The organism is Sphingobacterium sp. 18053, from assembly GCF_902706145.1.
GTDB classification, from domain to species: Bacteria; Bacteroidota; Bacteroidia; order Sphingobacteriales; family Sphingobacteriaceae; genus Sphingobacterium; species Sphingobacterium paramultivorum.
Window position 1 is genome coordinate 250,596 of record NZ_CACSJW010000004.1, and the last position, 19,946, is coordinate 270,541.

Annotated in this window: 14 protein-coding genes; 5 read left to right on the top strand and 9 right to left on the bottom strand. The window is 40.8% G+C overall.

Translation table 11 applies throughout. The features are described from left to right. Positions 1-206: 206 nt before the first annotated feature. Complete coding sequence (locus GVK91_RS10925; protein WP_159728687.1) at positions 207-1,142, top strand: ABC transporter ATP-binding protein; 936 nt, start codon at positions 207-209, stop codon at positions 1,140-1,142. Next, positions 1,135-2,460: an ABC transporter permease gene (locus GVK91_RS10930; RefSeq protein WP_159728690.1), complete on the top strand. Its 1,326-nt coding sequence runs from the start codon at positions 1,135-1,137 to the stop codon at positions 2,458-2,460. Before GVK91_RS10925 ends, GVK91_RS10930 begins: the two co-directional genes overlap by 8 nt. 143 nt (positions 2,461-2,603) lie before the next feature. On the opposite strand, the gene GVK91_RS10935 is transcribed toward GVK91_RS10930, so the two are convergent. Continuing rightward, positions 2,604-3,131, bottom strand: a complete 528-nt coding sequence (locus tag GVK91_RS10935; RefSeq protein ID WP_159728692.1) for an Mpo1-like protein — start codon at positions 3,129-3,131, stop codon at positions 2,604-2,606. A gap of 141 nt (positions 3,132-3,272) precedes the next feature. On the opposite strand from GVK91_RS10935, the gene GVK91_RS10940 reads away from it, so the two are divergent. Further along, a complete protein-coding gene (locus GVK91_RS10940; protein ID WP_159728694.1) occupies positions 3,273-3,923 on the top strand; it encodes an HAD-IA family hydrolase in 651 nt (216 codons plus the stop codon). 295 nt (positions 3,924-4,218) lie between these two features. Here GVK91_RS10940 and rny read toward each other — a convergent pair whose 3' ends face one another. The 4 genes from rny to pheT form a co-directional block, all read right to left on the bottom strand. After that, entirely contained in the window at positions 4,219-5,772 is a 1,554-nt protein-coding gene (gene rny, locus GVK91_RS10945) for a ribonuclease Y (RefSeq protein ID WP_088161054.1), read from the bottom strand. 354 nt (positions 5,773-6,126) lie between these two features. After that, entirely contained in the window at positions 6,127-6,417 is a 291-nt protein-coding gene (locus GVK91_RS10950; protein WP_046675831.1) for a cell division protein ZapA, read from the bottom strand. Between the two features lie 54 nt (positions 6,418-6,471). Next, complete coding sequence (locus tag GVK91_RS10955) at positions 6,472-6,777, bottom strand: hypothetical protein (protein ID WP_153846877.1); 306 nt, start codon at positions 6,775-6,777, stop codon at positions 6,472-6,474. A gap of 40 nt (positions 6,778-6,817) precedes the next feature. Then, positions 6,818-9,214 carry a phenylalanine--tRNA ligase subunit beta gene (gene pheT, locus GVK91_RS10960; protein WP_159728696.1) on the bottom strand — a complete coding sequence of 799 codons (2,397 nt, stop codon included), beginning with the start codon at positions 9,212-9,214 and terminating at the stop codon, positions 6,818-6,820. Positions 9,215-9,724: 510 nt separating this feature from the next. Here pheT and purL point away from each other — a divergent pair. Beyond that, complete coding sequence (purL, locus tag GVK91_RS10965) at positions 9,725-13,456, top strand: phosphoribosylformylglycinamidine synthase (protein ID WP_159728698.1); 3,732 nt, start codon at positions 9,725-9,727, stop codon at positions 13,454-13,456. 38 nt (positions 13,457-13,494) lie between these two features. Here purL and GVK91_RS10970 read toward each other — a convergent pair whose 3' ends face one another. Both GVK91_RS10970 and GVK91_RS10975 read right to left on the bottom strand, forming a co-directional pair. After that, positions 13,495-13,941, bottom strand: coding sequence for a DoxX family protein (locus GVK91_RS10970; RefSeq protein ID WP_075991990.1), 447 nt, complete (start codon positions 13,939-13,941; stop codon positions 13,495-13,497). Between the two features lie 234 nt (positions 13,942-14,175). Next, positions 14,176-15,090 (bottom strand): AEC family transporter, encoded by a 915-nt coding sequence (locus GVK91_RS10975; protein ID WP_153847459.1) that lies wholly within the window; start codon positions 15,088-15,090, stop codon positions 14,176-14,178. A 107-nt stretch (positions 15,091-15,197) separates the two neighbouring features. Here GVK91_RS10975 and GVK91_RS10980 point away from each other — a divergent pair, with 107 nt between their 5' ends. After that, positions 15,198-16,028, top strand: a complete 831-nt coding sequence (locus tag GVK91_RS10980; RefSeq protein ID WP_153847458.1) for an AraC family transcriptional regulator — start codon at positions 15,198-15,200, stop codon at positions 16,026-16,028. A gap of 55 nt (positions 16,029-16,083) precedes the next feature. On the opposite strand, the gene GVK91_RS10985 is transcribed toward GVK91_RS10980, so the two are convergent. Together GVK91_RS10985 and GVK91_RS10990 are read right to left on the bottom strand one after the other, a co-directional pair. After that, positions 16,084-18,420: a mechanosensitive ion channel family protein gene (locus tag GVK91_RS10985; RefSeq protein WP_153847457.1), complete on the bottom strand. Its 2,337-nt coding sequence runs from the start codon at positions 18,418-18,420 to the stop codon at positions 16,084-16,086. A 115-nt stretch (positions 18,421-18,535) separates the two neighbouring features. After that, positions 18,536-19,939: a radical SAM protein gene (locus GVK91_RS10990; RefSeq protein ID WP_159728700.1), complete on the bottom strand. Its 1,404-nt coding sequence runs from the start codon at positions 19,937-19,939 to the stop codon at positions 18,536-18,538. Positions 19,940-19,946: the final 7 nt, after the last annotated feature.

Below are 19,946 nucleotides of genomic sequence, written 5' to 3' on the forward strand. Positions count from 1 at the left end.
GTCCCTAATTATTTTTAACTTTCATTACAAACGATTAGTCAAACGACTAAGCGCATTCCGAAGCGAAAATATGCATAAAATTTTTCAGGGGTGCTGTAACAATTCAGCTGTACAAGATACTAATCACATAAATAAACGTCAGTCTTTGGAAAAAGAGGGAATGCTCTTACAAAACCAAAGAAAGAATAAATTAAACCTTAAAATAGATGTTACTCGAAATCAATCATGTCACCAAAGATTACGCCAATCACCGTGCGTTGGACGATGTATCCATTCAAATCCCAAAGGGTAAAATTTTTGGGCTATTGGGGCCAAACGGAGCTGGAAAAACATCCCTGATCCGTATTATCAACCAAATTACCGCTCCCGATTCCGGCGAAATTCTGTTTAATGGCGAAGCATTGGGCCCACAGCATATTGCTCAAATCGGCTATTTACCCGAGGAGCGGGGTTTGTACAAAAAAATGAAAATCGGTGATCAAATGTTGTATTTGGCACAACTTAAGGGACTTTCCAAGCGAGAAGCCTTAGCACGCATCCAAGATTGGTGCCAGCGCCTGGACATCACATCCTGGTTGGACAAAAAAATAGAAGATCTCAGTAAAGGTATGCAGCAAAAAGTGCAATTTGTCGCCACAGTCATCCACCAACCAGAATTGATTATCTTAGATGAACCCTTTTCGGGATTTGATCCCGTAAATGCCAATATCATAAAAGAACAGATTCTCCGCTTAAATCAAGAAGGTGCGACCATTATATTCTCCACACACCGCATGGAGACTGTGGAAGAGCTTTGCGATAATATTGCCCTCATCAACCGATCCAAAAAAATACTGGATGGCTCTGTACAAGCGATTAAAAAAGAATACCGAAATCAAACCTATCGATTGGAATATACAGCAAACGAAGATAATTTTCTTCTGTCCGACGACACCCTATTTAAGGTCATAACGTCAACAAAGCATGAAAAAACATACATCACTACAATTCAGCTAAATAACAACAATCATATCAATGATGTATTAATGCGATATATACCCCAAATACAGCTCAATCAATTGATCGAAATCGTTCCCTCCATGGCGGATATTTTCATCCAAAAAGTCACACAAGTCTCACCCCTATCTCAAGATCATGCATAAAATATTACTTATCATCCAAAGGGAATACCTATCACGGGTCAAGAAAAAATCTTTTATTGTCATGACTTTCGCCGTGCCCCTGTTCTTTTTCGCACTGTATGCAGGCATGTTTTATCTGACAAAAAAGAGCTTCAAAGATTCGCACACCGAAGTCTTTATTTTAGATGAGCAAGGCGACTTTGCCAGCAAACTCCAAAGCAATAAAAATATAAGTTATACGGTATCCAAATTAGACCTCCAGGCCCAAAAAGCGCAGCTTACACAAAGCGAAGGAAAAAAGTCGATCCTATATATTCCAAAAGATATTTTAACAAGTGAAAGAGCCGAACTGATTACCGGCGGCAAGACAAGTTTTGTCACACAGGAGATCATTAGTGGACAGTTGGAAGAAATCATCCGTGAAAAGGAATATAAAGCCAAAGGAATCGACCTGCAGATCATCCAGTCCATTAAGCCTAAAGTCAGCATCGATGCAAAAGAAATAACAGCAGACGGTGAAGAAAAGAACAGCAATACAGCCATTGCAATGGGCCTAGGTGTCGCTTTGGCTATCTTAGTATACCTATCCCTGTTTCTCTATGGTGCCCAGGTAATGCGCGGTATTATCGAGGAAAAGAGCAATCGTATCATCGAAGTCATTATTTCCTCGGTCAAACCCTTTCAGCTCATGATGGGTAAAATTGTTGGGATCGGTATGGTTGGACTGACGCAATTTGTCATGTGGCTTGTGCTTACAGGAGGCTTATTTATCACAGCAACGCTCCTGTTTGTCAATCCTCAGGATATGCAGGAGGTTGCCGCAAGCCAACCTGGAGCGGGTAATATGAGTACTGTATCAAAAGCAATGGCCCAGAATGATTCTGCTTCTATCCTTACTTCGATCCAAAGCTTTAACTTCACGGAAGTCATCATTTTCTTCTTTCTGTTTTTTATTGCCGGATATCTGCTGTATAGTGCTATTTTCGCTGCTGCTGGTTCAGCTGTCGACAATGAAACAGAGGCCAATCAGTTTTCAATGCCCATTACCATGCCTTTGCTATTGACCTATATTCTTTCTTTTGGCGTCATTATCAATGATCCCAATGGACCGATTGCAACATGGTTAAGCTTTATTCCATTCACCTCGCCTATCGCTATGCTCGTTCGCATACCTTTTGGTGTACCCCTATGGCAGATTCTGACCTCATTGACCTTGCTCATACTGACCTTCTTATTTGTTACCTGGGTTGCTGCCCGCATCTATCGTGTCGGTATTTTGATCTATGGTAAAAAAGCAAGTCTCAAAGAAATCATCAAATGGTTCAATTACAAAAGCTAGCCGTATTCTGAACCAGCTGTGCATAACTACAGCAACATAAAAAGGGCCAAATTGCAAGCAATTTGGCCCTTTCCTTTTATATACAAGCATCCCGATTAGGCTACGATCATAAATAGTATGCTCAGCACCTAAAAACCACTCAGTTAATATCTTAAATTCAATTTTTTAAAGACAAAATGCCACAACCATATCGGTCCGACAAGTAAAAACTGTAGAAACTGCTGTCCTGTGATTTTCTTCTTTTCCTTTCCCTTACCGATAAACAGTGCGACAATAGCTAGCAATGCGATCGCCAAACACACCCAGATGACAGCCGGGCCACCATTCTTTTGTGCGTATTCCAATTGCACAATAAAGAAACTCATGCCCCCGATAGAGAATAATATCGCATAGGACAACGTTGCAGACAGCTTTAAATAATAATAAATGACAATAGCGATGAAGAAAGAGCCCCAATTCAAAAAAGTATGCCAATTGAGTTTGACCAAGAACTCGAACTGTGGAAATGGGATCATCCAGATGCAGCCCATGATACCAAAAAACAATAATGGTAAAAAGATGGCTTGAATCAGACGATTGGTCGGATCCTGAAAATTAGCATCCAGCTCCGCAAAATACTTATCTACGGGGCGTAAAGGTTCGACTTCTTGAACTTTCTTCTTTTGTTTCATTCGGCAAATTTAACAAATATTGGGCATGCCTTAGGCCTTAAAGATGATAATATTCCTTATTTTTTGGTCTGCTGCACGTCATTATATGCTTTCAGAGTACACAAACTCGCTTACTCCTATTCTATTCCGTAATATTGCAGCATGAAGTCTTACAAACATATCTTATTTGATCTGGACGGAACCCTGACCGACCCCGCAGAAGGGATTACGAAATGTATTGCCTATGCCTTGGAATCCAAAGGCATCCATACAGCAGATCTGAATAGCCTCAAACCCTTGATCGGCCCACCCCTTAAAGATTCTTTCATACACACCTTTGGATTTGAGGAAAGCGAAGCAATTGCCTGTGTAGAAAAATATCGGGAGCGCTTTTCAACCATAGGGCTGTATGAGAATATCCTGTTTGATCGCATACCTGAGCTTTTAGCATTGCTGAAAACAAAAGGGTACAACATCTACCTTGCGACCTCTAAACCCGAAATTTTTGCCCACAAAATATTACAGCACTTTGCAATAAATACCTATTTTGATTTTGCAGGCGGAAGCGCTTTGGACGATTCCAGACCGACCAAAACCAGCGTCATCCAATATGTCATGGAACAGGCCAAGCTAACAAGTCCACAAGACTGCCTCATGATCGGAGATCGCAAACATGATCTGATTGGTGCCCGAGAAACAGGCATGGATGCTGTTGGTGTACTGTATGGCTATGGTAGCCAAGCCGAACTCGAACAGGAAGATCCGACCTATCTATTGGCTACAGTGACAGATCTGATGGAATTTTTCCGATAATTAGCGATAATAAAAAGGGTATCCAAAAGATCCGACCTATCTATTGGCTACAATTTGATTCAATTTAAGTCAAGTCAAGCCGATTCAATTCAATTCAATTCAAGTCAAGTCAATTCGAGCACTTCAAGTCAAGTTGATTCAATTCAAGTCAAGTCATTTGAGTCGATTCAAGTCAAGTCCATCCTTTGAAGAATGGAATAGCTGAAATGATCAAGTTGAGGGAAACGTGTAGAATTGCATAAAAAAAGCTCCAAACATTTCGTTTGGAGCTTTTTTTAAGATGGATCCTTAGGATCTATTTTGCGTAAGACACTGATCTTGTCTCACGAATTACAGTTACTTTAATTTGCCCTGGATAAGTCATTTCCGTTTGAATACGGTTAGAGATATCAGCAGCTAGTATTTCCGACTGCGCATCAGACACCTTCTCACTCTCAACGATGACACGTAGCTCACGGCCAGCTTGTATCGCGAAGGTCTTCTCAACCCCAGGATACGATAAAGCCAAATCTTCCAACTCTTTTAGGCGCTTGATATAACTTTCGACAACCTCGCGGCGTGCGCCCGGGCGTGCACCAGAGATCGCGTCACAAGCCTGAACAACCGGAGATATTAAGGCAGTCATTTCGATCTCATCATGGTGAGCACCAATTGCATTACATACATCAGGGTGTTCCTTGTATTTCTCTGCAAGTTGCATACCTAAAATAGCGTGTGGCAACTCCGGATTATCATCAGGCACTTTACCAATATCGTGTAGTAATCCAGCACGTTTCGCATGTTTAACATTCAGGCCCAGTTCTGCCGCCATTGTTGCTGCAAAATTAGCTACCTCACGCGAGTGCTGTAAAAGATTCTGTCCGTAAGACGAACGGTAACGCATACGCCCTACCATACGAATCAATTCGGGGTGCAAACCATGGATTCCCAAATCGATTGCGGTACGTTCACCAATTTCAACGATTTCATCCTCTATTTGCGTCCGCGTCTTAGCGACAACCTCTTCAATACGTGCCGGGTGGATACGACCATCTGTTACCAAACGGTGTAAAGCCAAACGCGCTATTTCGCGACGTACGGGATCGAAACCAGATAGGATAATTGCTTCAGGTGTATCGTCTACAATGATTTCTACGCCTGTTGCAGCTTCCAATGCACGAATATTACGACCTTCACGACCAATAATACGACCTTTGATTTCATCATTTTCGATATTGAAAATTGAAACGGTATTTTCGATTGCAGATTCCGTAGCAGTACGTTGGATAGTCTGAATAACAACCTTTTTCGCCTCTTTTGTTGCCGTCAATTTGGCCTCATCCACAATATCTTTGATTTGAATCATCGCTTGTGAGCGGGCTTCTTCGCGCAACGAGTCCACCAATTGATTTTTTGCTTCGTCAGCAGTTACGCCAGCGATACTTTCCAATTGCTTAATCTGTTGTAATTTGAGCGTTTCTACTTCTTCAGATTTCTTTTCATTCAGTTCAACCAATTTATCCAATTGCTTTTTCTTGGTATCCACATCTTGCTTATCGCGATTGATGTTTTCAAGCTTTTGGTTAATTGACTGTTCTTTTTGTCTTAACGTATTTTCCTTTTGGTTGATGGTATTGTTACGTTGATTGACTTCCTTTTCGTGTTCAGATTTTAATTGAAGGAACTTTTCTTTGGCCTCTAACAGGCGTTTCTTTTTAATGTGTTCCCCTTCCTGCTCTGCATCTTTCAGTATGCTATTTACCTTATCCTTGGCTTCCTGCTCTTGTTTTTTAAATAACAGAACCAATAGATAACGACCTATAACAACACCAACAATCAGAGAAATTATGCTATAAATTGCGATGTCCATGTATGTATAATTGTATTATTTATGTTTGTTTTTATTAATTATGTTCAAATTCCAGTAAAATCATCAATCAGCCTACTCCCTTACCTTTGGTATGCGCCAACTCTGTAGCGATCCCGATAAGCGCATCAAGGCTTCATGACAAAAAAAAACCGCAATTAAATTTAAACAGGTCTCATGTATTATTAAACTTCGTGATTACATAATTAGGCTTAGATTATGACCCAGATGGCTTTCGCAAAATGGCCTATATCTTTTTGCGCCTGTAATATTGAAGCGTTAAGTTTAAAATAGTGACAACCCGAATTTAATTGCGGCAAATTCGTCGTTTAAGCTCTAAATATAAAGAACGTAAATTTATTTTTTAAAGAAATCCGTCAACAACTGATCAAGTTCCTGTACTGAATTTTCCAAACCCACTTCGTGGTTTTGAGACTGCCGCTCTGCATTAAGCATACGCGTCGCAAATTGCAATACACACATGGATAACAAATCCTGCTTATCTCTCACAGTATAGTTTTCCTGCAATTCCTTTACTTTTTCATTTATCAATTTCGCAGCGTGTCGAATTACTTCTTCTTCCGCGCTCTCCACCCGAAGGGGATAAACACGATCTGCGATATTTATTTTTATGGAAATCTCTCCCATTTCTTTGAGCTTTTTAACGTTGTATTAGTTTGAATCCGATAACACTTCTCCCAACTATTTCAACAAACTAATACACTTGTCTATTTCCCGCACAAAATCGTTAATTTTTTGTTTTGTGTCAAGTATTTTTTCATTAATTGCTTCCTTATCCGTTTCAGAATCTAACGTACGGGCAACTGCCAGCGCTTTGACCCTCTCTTCCAATTGCTTGCTCTTATCGTTGCTCGCATCGAAAGCCACTTTTAAGGATTGTACCTCTAATTTAAGCAAATCATTTTCTTCTTGCAAGACTTCGCACAATTGAATTAAATTTTTCGTTTTCTCAACGATCAGATTCATTTGTGAAGACAATGTTGCCATAATAAAAATTGAATATTACCAATTAATGTTGTATCTCTAATTAACCACGCACTTCCGCGCCTAGTTCCTTCTCAAAATTAACAATTAATTTTTGAACTATCGCATCAATTTGCTTATCAGTAAGTGTTTTTTCTTCATCCTGCAAGATAAAGCTCAGAGCATAAGACTTTTTCCCTTCCGGAATTTTATCACCTTTATACACGTCAAACACATTTACCTCCTTTAAAAGCTTGCGTTCGGTCTTCTGAGCGACAAATTGTAGCTTATCGAAGCTCACATTTTCGTCGATCAAGAGCGACAAATCTCTGCGTACAGCCGGGAATTTAGAAACTTCTTTATATTGAATGCTATTCTTACGAATGATTTTCATCAAAACATCCCAGTCAAAATCAGCAAAGAAAACCTGACCTTCAACATCTGCTTTTTTCAAATCTGCGTTTGCAATTGCACCAAATGAAACCAAACATTTCTGCCCTTTCATATAGTTCAAACCATAGGCAAAATGCGAACTTGCAGCATCTTGTATCTGAATCCCTTCAATTTTCAAGCGTTTAATAAGGGTATCTACGGCTGCTTTAAGGTTATAGAAATTAACCGCATCTTTTTTGCTATTCCATTGCTCAGCTTCATTTTTACCCGCCATGGCAAAAACCAGGTGTTGCGTTTCTTTATAGCCTTCACCATCCAGCGCATATGTCTTACCGAATTCAAAGAATTTCAAATCAAAGTTTCTTCGTTTTTGGTTATATTCAATCGCACTCAAAACAGAAAAAACCATATTTTGACGCATCGTATCCAAATCCGAACTCAATGGATTATACAATTTAACTGCCGTTTCGCTATCATCCGCATAGTCCAACTTTGTTAGGGAGTTGGACAGAATCTCACGAAATCCATTTGCGATCAATAGATCTGCCAATTGATTTAAGACAACTTCCTTATCTGGCTTTTCAACCGTATTTAAAGATGCCTTAATTTGTGACTTCAACTCAATATTGTTATAACCGTAAATACGCAACACCTCCTCCACAACGTCTACCTCACGTGTGACATCGACGCGATATGCCGGCACCAACACATCAAGTCCTGTTTCAGTTTCTGAAGTGACTTCAATGCCAAGAGCGACAATAATGGATTTAATTTCTTCATTTGGAATCGCCTGACCGATCAAACGAACCACATTCGTATAGCTCACGTGAAATGAAAACGGTTTAATCACAACAGGATACTCATCCTTTAGGGTAGATGAAATCGTTCCACCTGCAATTTCTTGAATCAATAAAGCAGCGCGCTTCAATGCTTCAACAGTAATATTAGGATCGGTACCACGTTCGAAACGGAAAGAAGCATCTGTTTTTAAACCATGTCTTTTGGAGGTCTTCCGTACAGAAACAGCATTGAAATAAGCCGACTCCAAAAATACGTTGGTCGTTTCGGCTGATACACCAGAATGTGCTCCACCAAAAACCCCCGCAATACACATCGGTTTTTCAGCATCGGCAATCACCAAGTCCTCTGCAGACAAGGTACGCTCCACACCATCCAGGGTAACAAATTTCTCGCCCTCAGTCGCAAGACGAACAAGGACTTTATTTCCCGCAATTTTATCAGCATCAAAAGCATGCAGTGGCTGACCTAAATCGTGTAATATATAATTTGTGACGTCGACAATATTATTGATCGGACGAACACCGATAACATTTAATTTCTCTTTTAACCAATCTGGAGATTCTCCAACGCGAACACCAGTAATATTGATGCCACTATAACGTGGGCTCGCCTGTGCGTCTGCAACGACCACTGTCGTTCCCTCAGCCTCAGCAACCTTGAATGCAGAAACATCTGCTTTTAACAATTGTATGCGAAAATGTGCTGCAATATCTCTTGCAACGCCTAAATGCGAAGCTGCATCTGCACGATTTGGTGTTAAACCAATTTCATAACGGTAATCATCCTGGATATTGAAATGATCTTTCACTAAGGTCCCCACGGCAACATCAGCTGGTAATTCAACGATACCGGCATGGGATGTTCCTAAACCGATTTCATCTTCTCCACATAACATACCTTCGGAAACTTCACCACGAATTTTAGATTTGGTAATTTTAAAAGGCTCTCCTGTAAGCGGGTGGCATGTCGTGCCCACTGTAGCAACAATGACTTTCAATCCTGTACGACAGTTCGGTGCGCCACATACAATGTGCAATAACTCCGGTCCACCGACATCAACGGTAGTTACTCTTAATTTATCGGCATTAGGATGCTGTTCACAAGTTTTCACTTCACCAACAACCAAACCATCCAATCCACCTGGGATACTCTGCACGACGTCCAAAGCTTCTACTTCCAATCCTGTATTTGTCAAGATAAGCGATAGTTCCTCCGGTGTCGAATCTATATTAACGTGTTGTTTTAACCAATTATATGAAATATTCATCTCGAATTTGATTTGATGCACAAACTTAGATAAATTTGAGTTTATATCCAACGTCAATTTACCCTTCATCAACAGTTGGTCTGAATTTAATGCAGTAGGTAGGCTCCTCAAAAGACTTCATTAAGCTAGGCAGCAAGCGATTTTATCTTTTTTGGAAAGTTGATAGGATAGAACCAAGTTAGGTATTTGGACCTTAGATTTATACCGAAGGAAGAGATCGTATGAAGGAGTTCATAAACCCCTTCCCAAGGATAATCATATTTATTCATAGGTGATGAATGCTGCGAATGTAGGGGCTTTCCCCGAACGAAACGAATGCAATTATTAATTATAACTTTTATTTACATGAATTAACACAACTTTACACTTATTTACACAAAACAGCAATGTTGGCCTTTTCCAGTAAACGCAACCTGAGCCTATTTTTTAATGAAAATTCAAGCATTTCCATCAAAATAAATATGTAACTTTGTGCTTTAATTTGAAGAACGTTCAAAACAAACATTTATAATGATTCATTTCTTTGAGAACCCATCGAACACCGTATATGGTGTTCAAAGCGTAAACTCTTTATCACAAGAAGACATTACTAAACTCAACTGGCTATTCGGCAACGCCAAAAAACTAGACGACCAAAACCTTAACCATTACTTTGTAGGACCACGAGCTGCGATGGTTACTCCCTGGAGTACCAATGCCGTAGAAATCACACAAAATATGGGCATTGCAGGAATTGTTCGTATAGAAGAATTTCAACCGGTACCAGCGGATTTCAATGACTTCGATCCAATGATTTCACAAAAGTTCAGTATGTTGACACAGGACATGTATACCGTCAACATCACACCTGAACCGATATTGGAAATTGAAGACATCGAGGCCTACAATAAATCTGAGGGCCTTGCGCTAAATCCAGAAGAAGTAGACTACCTCAATAATCTCTCGACCAAGTTGGGCCGTCTGCTTACAGACTCGGAAGTATTCGCTTTTTCACAAGCAAATTCTGAACACTGTAGACACAAGATTTTCAATGGTACCTTTATCATTGATGGCGAAGAGCAGCCCACTTCCCTATTTAAATTAATCAAAAAGACTTCTGAAACCAATCCGAACGAGATTGTTTCTGCTTATAAAGATAACGTTGCCTTTGTTAAAGGACCACGTGTCACACAATTTGCGCCTAAATCTGCCGACAAACCTGATTTTTACGAAGAGAAAGCATTTGATTCGGTTTTATCAGTAAAAGCAGAAACACACAATTTCCCAACTACGGTAGAACCATTTTCGGGGGCTGCTACCGGGTCAGGTGGTGAAATCCGCGACCGTATGGCCGGTGGCCAAGGAGCGATTCCATTGGCGGGTACAGCCGTATATATGACTGCTTATTCGCGATTGGAACAAAATAAATTGGACCTTCAGGCAGGAACAGTAACTGAGCCGGCAAAGGAACTCAACAAAACTCGCCCGTGGGAAAATGCGATGCAAGAGCGTCAATGGTTATACCAAACCCCAGTTGACATCCTGATCAAAGCTTCCAACGGTGCTTCTGACTTCGGTAATAAATTTGGTCAGCCCTTAATTACGGGTTCTGTATTGACCTTCGAGCATGAAGAGGATGGCCGTAAACTTGGTTACGACAAAGTCATTATGCAAGCTGGTGGTGTTGGCTATGGAAAACTAGATCAAGCGAAAAAACATACGCCAAAAACTGGTGATAAAGTCGTTATCCTAGGTGGTGAAAATTACCGCATCGGAATGGGTGGAGCTGCTGTATCTTCTGCAGATACGGGAGCATTTGGTTCTGGAATTGAGCTTAATGCGATTCAACGTTCCAATCCCGAAATGCAAAAACGTGCAGCGAATGCTGTTCGTGGCTTAGTAGAGTCCGATCATAACCCAATTGTCTCGATCCATGATCATGGTGCAGGCGGCCACTTAAACTGTTTATCTGAACTTGTTGAAGAGACCGGAGGTTTAATTGACCTAGATGCACTTCCTGTAGGAGATCCTACACTATCCGCAAAAGAAATTATCGGTAATGAATCGCAAGAACGTATGGGACTTGTGATCGCTGAAGATGATATTGACACGTTAAAACGTGTTGCAGATCGCGAACGTGCACCAATGTACACTGTAGGTGATGTCACTGGCGACCACCGCTTTACTTTCGAATCGAAAAGTACAGGTGAAAAACCAATGGATTACGCCCTTGAAGATTTCTTTGGTTCATCGCCAAAAACTTTCATGCGCGATAAAACCGTGGTTCGCAATTATGCGGATCTTGCTTATGATGCAGCCGACATTCCAAACTACTTAAACCAAGTATTACAATTGGAAGCTGTTGCTTCGAAAGATTGGTTAACCAATAAAGTAGACCGTTGTGTTGGTGGCCGTGTTGCCAAACAACAATGTGTAGGTCCATTGCAATTGGCGTTAAACAACGTCGGTGTTATGGCACTTGACTATAAAGGTAAAGAAGGTATTGCGACAACAATAGGTCACTCCCCTGTTGCTGCCTTGGTGGATCCAGCGTCGGCAAGTAGAACGGCTATTGCCGAATCGCTTTCCAACATCGTATTTGCGCCAATCAAAAATGGCCTCGCAGGAATCTCCCTATCGGCCAACTGGATGTGGGCAGCCAATAATGAGGGGGAGGATGCACGCTTATACCAAGCTGTTAAAGCCTGCTCGGATTTTGCCATTGCATTGGGAATCAATATCCCGACGGGAAAGGATTCTTTGTCGATGAAGCAAAAATATCCAAACGGCGAAAACGTCATTGCCCCAGGCACATTGATCATTTCTGCCGCAGGAAATTGTACTGATATCACAAAAGTGGTAGAACCTGTACTGAACAAAAAGGCCGGATCGATCTATTACATCAACTTATCAAAAGATCAGTTCAAATTAGGCGGTTCGTCATTTGCGCAGATCATCAATAAATTAGGTACTGAAGTACCGACCATTCAAGATGCTGCTTATTTCAAAACAGCATTCAATACCGTACAGCAATTAATTAACGAAGGACAGATCGAAGCTGGTCACGACGTCGGATCGGGGGGCTTGATTACCACCTTATTGGAAATGACCTTTGCCGATGTTAATCTCGGCGCCAACTATGACCTTTCAGCATTAAATGAATCTGATAGCGTAAAAGCCTTCTTTAATGAGAATATTGCACTTGTCCTGCAAGCGAAAGACGATGCTGCTTTTGAGGCGATTGTCAAAGAAGCTGCTGTGGACGCGGTTAAAATTGGTCAGGTGATCGAAGGTAATACGGTAACGATTAAAAATCATGAAGCTGTATTCAGCTTTGATGTCGCAGCAACACGTGATGTATGGTCTACAACATCATTCCTTTTGGATTCAAAGCAGTCTAAAAATGGAACAGCACAACAACGTTTCGATAATTATAAAAATCAACCCCTAGCCTTTACTTTCCCAAGTCAATTTGATGGTAAGAAACCTAACATTGACGGAACTAAGGTACGTCCGAAAGCTGCGATCCTTCGTGAGAAAGGTTCCAACTCCGAACGCGAAATGGCTAATGCCATGTTCTTGGCAGGTTTTGATGTAAAAGATGTTCACATGACCGATTTAATAGCTGGTCGCGAGACATTAGAAGACATCCAATTTATCGGTGCTGTAGGTGGTTTCTCGAACTCAGATGTATTGGGTTCGGCAAAAGGTTGGGCTGGAGCTTTCCTTTACAATGAAAAAGCGAAAAAAGCCCTAACCGATTTCTTTGCTCGTCCGGACACACTTTCGGTTGGTATTTGTAATGGCTGTCAGCTATTTATGGAACTTGAGATGATCAATCCTGAGCATGAAATCCACGGAAAAATGCTACACAATACTTCCGGAAAACACGAGTCAAACTTTGTATCTGTAAAAGTTCAGGAAAACAATTCCGTCATGTTATCGACACTAGCGGGAAGTACATTGGGTGTTTGGATCTCACATGGGGAGGGAAAATTCAACCTTCCATATGCTGAAGAGCAATACAATATCGTTGCAAAATATGCGTATGAGCAATATCCGCATAACCCAAATGGTTCGGACTATAATACAGCAATGGTTTGCGATAAGACTGGCCGCCATTTGGCTACTATGCCACATATTGAGCGCTCGGTGTTCCAATGGCATTGGGCAAATTATCCAAAAGGTCGTCAGGACGAAGTTTCTCCTTGGATTGAAGCATTCGTTAATGCCCGCCAATGGATTGACGAGCAAGGCAAATAAAAAAGAAAAGCTCCTTCATGTATGAAGGAGCTTTTCTTTTAGATATCCCTTTTGTATCCTGGTTTGTTCATCATTTGGTCTAGGGAGTATTTTCCAGAACCCATGACCATAAAAAAGATCAGCAAAAAGAATACGACTATAGAAAGCCACAATTCGGAATTCAAATAACTAAAGCCGTGGGTGATATTAACAAAAAATACAGCCCCTACCAGTACCGGAAATAGCAGTAGTGAGGCCAAACGGGTTTGAAAACCTAAAATTAGGAACAACCCTCCCACCAAATGGGTAAAAACCACATAGTGAACAGCACCCCATGATGATAAGTGGAAACTACTTTGTTCAATCATATGTTGAACAACATCCCTATCATTTACGAAACTTACACCTTTGGCAAAAATAACGACCCCTAAAGCAATTCTTAGGTAATCAATCCATTGTGGGTGATGAGCATCGCCCCAATGTTCAATTTTGTGTATCAGGTTCATAATATACCTCCTTTTTATAGATGGTTATAGCCTAATAACAGTTGAACAGCAAAAAAGTTGTTCGCATGAGATGATTCACTATCAAAATGTTACGAAGTGAATACATCCCCACGCCTACACAATACTTCAGATAAGACAAATCCCTGCCAAATCAGGCCTACGCTGTTTTCAAAATCAATCAATCAATCAATCAATCAATCAATCAATCAATCAATCAATCAATGCAACCGTAGGTTAGGAGAAAAAAAGTCGAATAACAAAATCCCAAAATGCAGTTGTTAGCAGCCCCACAACAATACTAAAACCGATAACCAGATTGACCAACTTGGTATTCAGATGGTATTGTTCGGCAATGATCCCCGAAGTGACCAAGGTTGGCATAGCTGCTTCAAATATACTGATCCGCGCAACAGCTCCCTTCACACCAAGTAGTAATGCAAATAGTAATACCAATGCTGGGGCAAGAATCAATTTATAACTCATCGCTGTACTGATCTGCGAAATCTGTTGTCGCCAACCATCAAACTTCAACTGTAAACCAATAGAAAATAAGGCCAATGGTCCAACCGTGGCCACCAACTTATCAAAAAAAGGCTCGGCAACTGAAAGGTCAACAAATTGAGACAGCATTAAGGCTGTTATACAACCGATCAGGGGTGGAAAGCTAATTAGCTTTCGAAGCATAAATTTGACATCGATGGTTTCGCCATCCTGGACATTCGCTTTTAGTGCATTGATGATTCCGGCTGTAGAAAGTAGAATAAATGTAGTTTGGTCGCAAATAATCGCAATCGGCAACTGGGCTTCACCAAAATAGGCGATGATCAATGGAAAGCCTATAAAGGACGTATTGCTGTAACCTGCGGCCAATTCCAAGCTACTGCGGGAGCGCTGCTTATAATTTTTACGCCGACAGTATACTTCCATAAATAACCAACTACCTGCCCAAACGAGGATTGCCGAAAACACGGGAAACAGTAATTGTGATGACCATACGATCTTGGGAATATATTTGAAAGACACCGCCGGCAGGGCAAAATAAAGGATCCAAGTATTGATCCCTTTATGTGCCTCGGAATGAATTAAATTTGTTCGCCTTAACAACATCCCCGCTGCGATGCAAAATGCAATCATTATAAAATTAATCATGTTTTCTTATCATTTTATACGACACAAAGGTGCGATAGTAGAGCAGGCAATAACATGTACAAATACATTATTTTTATGTACATTTAAAGATATATATCAGGAGAGCAATGCGCAAAAAACAGTTTGAACCTTTACGGATCAGTGAATTTATTGAGGATAGTTTTCATTTGCCTCCACACGAGCAAAATTATTATGAGCTTGTTTATATTCGTTCGGGCAAAGGAACCCATGTGATCAACAAATTTGAACTGAATTATGAACCTGGCGATGTGTTCTTAATTAGTCCGGAAGACAAGCATTATTTTAACATTGAAGAAAAGACCCATTTTTTGTTTATTTTATTTACAGACACCTACTTTCTGCAGAATAAACGTAATCTCAAGCGCTATGCCTGGATTATGGAGCTAATGAACGATAAAGGATTGAAGGAACGCAAACTGTATATGGACGAGCACCATCGCCTGATTTATTCACATATCCTGGAAGCTGTCCGACTGTATAGTAATGCCACTGTCAACGAGCGTTCTGATTGGCTATTTGACCAACTCGTTGCGATCTTTGGGCTCTACAAAGAAATATCAGAAACACAACGCTTACCCCAGCAGCATGAACTATATGTTGACCGATCGATTTCGGCTTATATTCATCGCTATATTTTTTCGCCCGAAAAACTTCAGGTCAGCCTGCTGGCTCAGAAATTTAATATTGCTCCATCCTATTTTGGAATCTACTTTAAGAAGAACTTCGGCACTAGTTTGAGAGCCTATATCAACAGCTACCGGATCGAACTCATCGAGAACAGACTTAAATCCAAAGATTATACCTTGAAACAAATTGCTGCAGAACTCGGATTTACCGACGAGAGCCATCTTTCCCATTTCTACAAACGCGCCAAGGGATTCAGCCCGTTATATTTCCGAACCCATCTGACTAAATAATAAGCCCTCCCGATAATCCATTATGCATACTCGTCAGAAAAAGTCAATTGATAAACTAATTTTTGGGTGGAATGACACTATAAAATTTCAGGCCCTCCGCTTCAAACTTTTTGTATAATACAAGCAGCACATCGTTTTTAAGCGACGAGGCATTGGCTGCGGCGTTTACCCAGCAGTAAACACTTAGATAGATCATCTCCGCACTGATATCCTGTATGCTGATCCCGCTATCTCTATCCTGTATATAATGTGGGCTGGACATCATCGCATCTTTAATCCATTCTTTCGCTTTTTCCAGATCGGCCTGTCGATCGATATGGAGCACAAAGCTTGTTTTGCTGTATTCCTGTGATAAAGTCCAATTGACGACTCTTCCAGAGAGTAAATCGCCATTTGGGATGATAACGTCGGCACCATCTGCAGTTTTGAGGACACTGGCACGTATACCGATTTCTTTGACCCGCCCTTTTTTGTCGGCAAGTTCAATTTGGTCGCCCACCCGAAATGGCTTGTCAAAAACTAAAATAATACCAGACACAAAATTATTGATGATATTCTGCATGCCCAAACCGATACCAACACTCAGCGCTCCGATGACAACGGTAAGTTTATCCAAACTCATTCCCAGGGCAGAGATTGCCATAAAAAAACCAATCAGAATAATCGCCAACCGAAAGAGCGGAAATAGGGTCATCTTCTGATTATAGACCTGGCTAAGCTGACCGTCTTCACCGCCGAGAACAATCAAACTGATATTTTTTTGAAACCAGTTGGCTACCAAAAGCAGTAAAACAGCCACAACAAGGTTGCCGAGTGTAAAAGATATGCTTCCAATGCTGCGCACTTTGCCAAAAAAGACTTCGCTCGCTGCCAATAGTGTTTCTATAAACTGTAAGTTGTTTGCCAACACAATAATGGCCAAAAGCACACATACGATCCGAAGAATTTCGGTGATGATAGCCAATGTACGCTGTTCGTTAAAACGCATCCAGAATCCTGCAGTCAGTCGATCTTTTTTAAACTGATTACGTACATCAGCCTTAATCATGTCTGCAAAATACTGCAACGTAAAGGATTGGACTAAACCAACAGCACAGGCAATACTAAAGCTCCGCGAGTGCTCAACATGGCCAATCACATTCAAGGTAATTGCCGTGATATTGAGGATAGCGAAAACGACATAAATAAAATTGCTGATATACCCCGGACTATCTGCATTTTTGATTCGTCGCTTTGTGTAGCTAACAAGTCCCAGTGCGATCAGATTAAAGGCGATACAGACGATCCTTAAAAAGAGGTCATCGCTTACGATCATATTGACAAATACGTCCAGGATGTAGAATACAATGAGGATAATGGCAATTTTACGCTGTAACCCGCTCATGCGATGCCTTAGCAAAAACATGAAGATTAACATAATGACCAATTGGGAAGCCTGCAGAATGAAACTTGGTGTAAAGAAGTTTACAAAAGGCAACAGTGTCAAGAGAAAAATAATTGTTTTTCCAACGATAGCGTCAATCGCAAGTTTATGTTCAGGATCATTCTGTCGAAGGATATAGGACACCCGCACAATCCAGTAGCAATAGCCCAATCCCAATACAATCAATAGGATACGGCTCGCCCAATCGGTCCGATTAACATATTTGTCTATCGCTGTATTGTTACTATAATTACTCCGTATATTGTTTAAAATTACATCCTTTGAAATCGCCGCCGTATTCGCTTTCCAGATCGAACTTTTGCTCGACGTAGAATCGACCTTTTTACTTACATTTTTCACTTCATGCACAGCATCCAGACGCAGCAAATGGCGTTGGTTCTTGGCGATAAGTTCATCTATCGTCCGGTTGATTGCCTCCAGAGAATCCATTTTTGACGACAGCTTGAGCTGAGCATTATCAAGGTATTGGTATGCTCGACTATGATTACTGGTACTAATATCATAACGGTTGACCAAATTCCTGATCTGATCCTGGGTAACATTAAGACTGTTTGAATAATTACTGATACTGCCCTTAATAGACTTCAGCTGCTTAATTTCTTCGTGAATACTATTTTTAATTGCGGCAATACTGTCTTTGGCCGATCCTGTATTGGTCGCAGTATACGTATTGGATTTCTCATTCAGTTGGGCAACGAAATCCGCCATTGAACCTGTTCGAATATTAGCAAGAAAAGTCAAATTGACCTTCTTCAGGTCATTACGTAAGGAGTCATTGCCAACACGTGTGGAATCCACAGCTGACCTTTTATTGAAGCCAACATGTGCCGCGGTTCGATCGTTACTCTGATTTTTTCTAACCTGAACTGAATCCTGTGCAGACACATGCAACTGAAAAGCCAAGAGACTTAAGACAAAAATAAAACGCTTAACAATGCCCAATTTCATACTTCTAATTTTGTTGATTTCCTTACCTGGCAATGTGTAGCCAAATGCAATGAACACTACATTTTGCAAAGAAAGGACCAAAGGTATTTCTTCGACAAAAATAACTTATCTCCTGTTAAAATCGAATAGCATCCGATAGTTTTAGTTCTTCCAAGCGTTTTATTTTATCGTCACGATAAAATAAATTCATCGTCTCAAAAGGAATTAATTTCAAGTCTTTGTTGACGATATGGACACATGATTTTTTGACTGCACGAACGTCAAAATCGTAGGCATCCATAAAATTCATAATGATAATTCGGAAAAGATTGTCGTAATCAAGATCAGGTGCGCAGACTTCGGGTAAACAGCAAAGCAACTGGTTTACTTTTGGCCTTACCTTATCCACAGAAATTCCCGTGCTAAATATATCCAGCAATTGCATCTGAACACCTTTATCCTGTTCATATACAATGGTGTTGCGCGATTGGCTATTTAACAAAATAGCAGGATCAATATGTCGGGTCAAAGGTATACGCTCCGCACCTATTTTCAGTATATAGCCCATCGCCAAAGCATCAGGATTACAAGGAACAGGAATAATATCATGTGGGTCCAATAGTGGATATTGATTCAGGATTTCCTGACGTACCTCCGTTAATGTCATTTTATGTTGCTGTGCATCGGCCGCATTTCGACCGGCAATTTCAACCGGTTGAAAGGTTATCCCCCGTACACATCGCTGTTGTAAGGCGTAATCCAATATTTCCCCTATTTCATCATCGTTGGTTCCTTTTTCCAGGACGACAACCAAGGTTGTACTTAGATTAAGTGCATTTAATTTGTCTATGGCCTTTTTACGGATATCTGTAAGATCTTTGCCCCGGAATTTCTCAAGCACCGATGGGCGAAAGGAATCGAACTGGAGATAGATTTCAAATTCAGGCGCATACGTCGCGAGTTGCTCAGCAAAACCAGGATCATTGGCAATTCTGATCCCATTCGTATTGAGCATGAGATGCTTAATAGGCTTTGTCTTCGCAATGTCTAAAATCTTAAAAAAATCAGGATGTATGGTTGGCTCTCCACCGCTGATCTGAACCACATCCGGTTCACCTTCACTTTCGACGATTTTGTCAAACATCCGTTCAATTTCTTCCAGCGAGCGATGTCGTCCATAATGGGGCGACGACATGGCATAACAGGTTGGACAGGTCAAATTACAGCGGTCGGTCACCTCGATGATAGAAAGGCAACTGTGCTGTTCATGATCGACGCATAAGCCACAATCATAGGGACAGCCATAATGTACTTCATTATCAAATTTCAAAGGTGTTTCTGAGGCTTTATTATAATTCCGAATGTTCTTATAATAGTCAACATCAGTTGCAATCAGTGTTTTAAAAAAGCCATGATCAGGACAGTTTTTTGTCATAAATACCTGTTCATCCTCGATAATAATCTTGGCACCAACACGCGAAAGGCATGTTGGACATAGGCTGATGGTGTAATCGTAGTATGTATAGTTTCTAATTGGCATAAAGCTG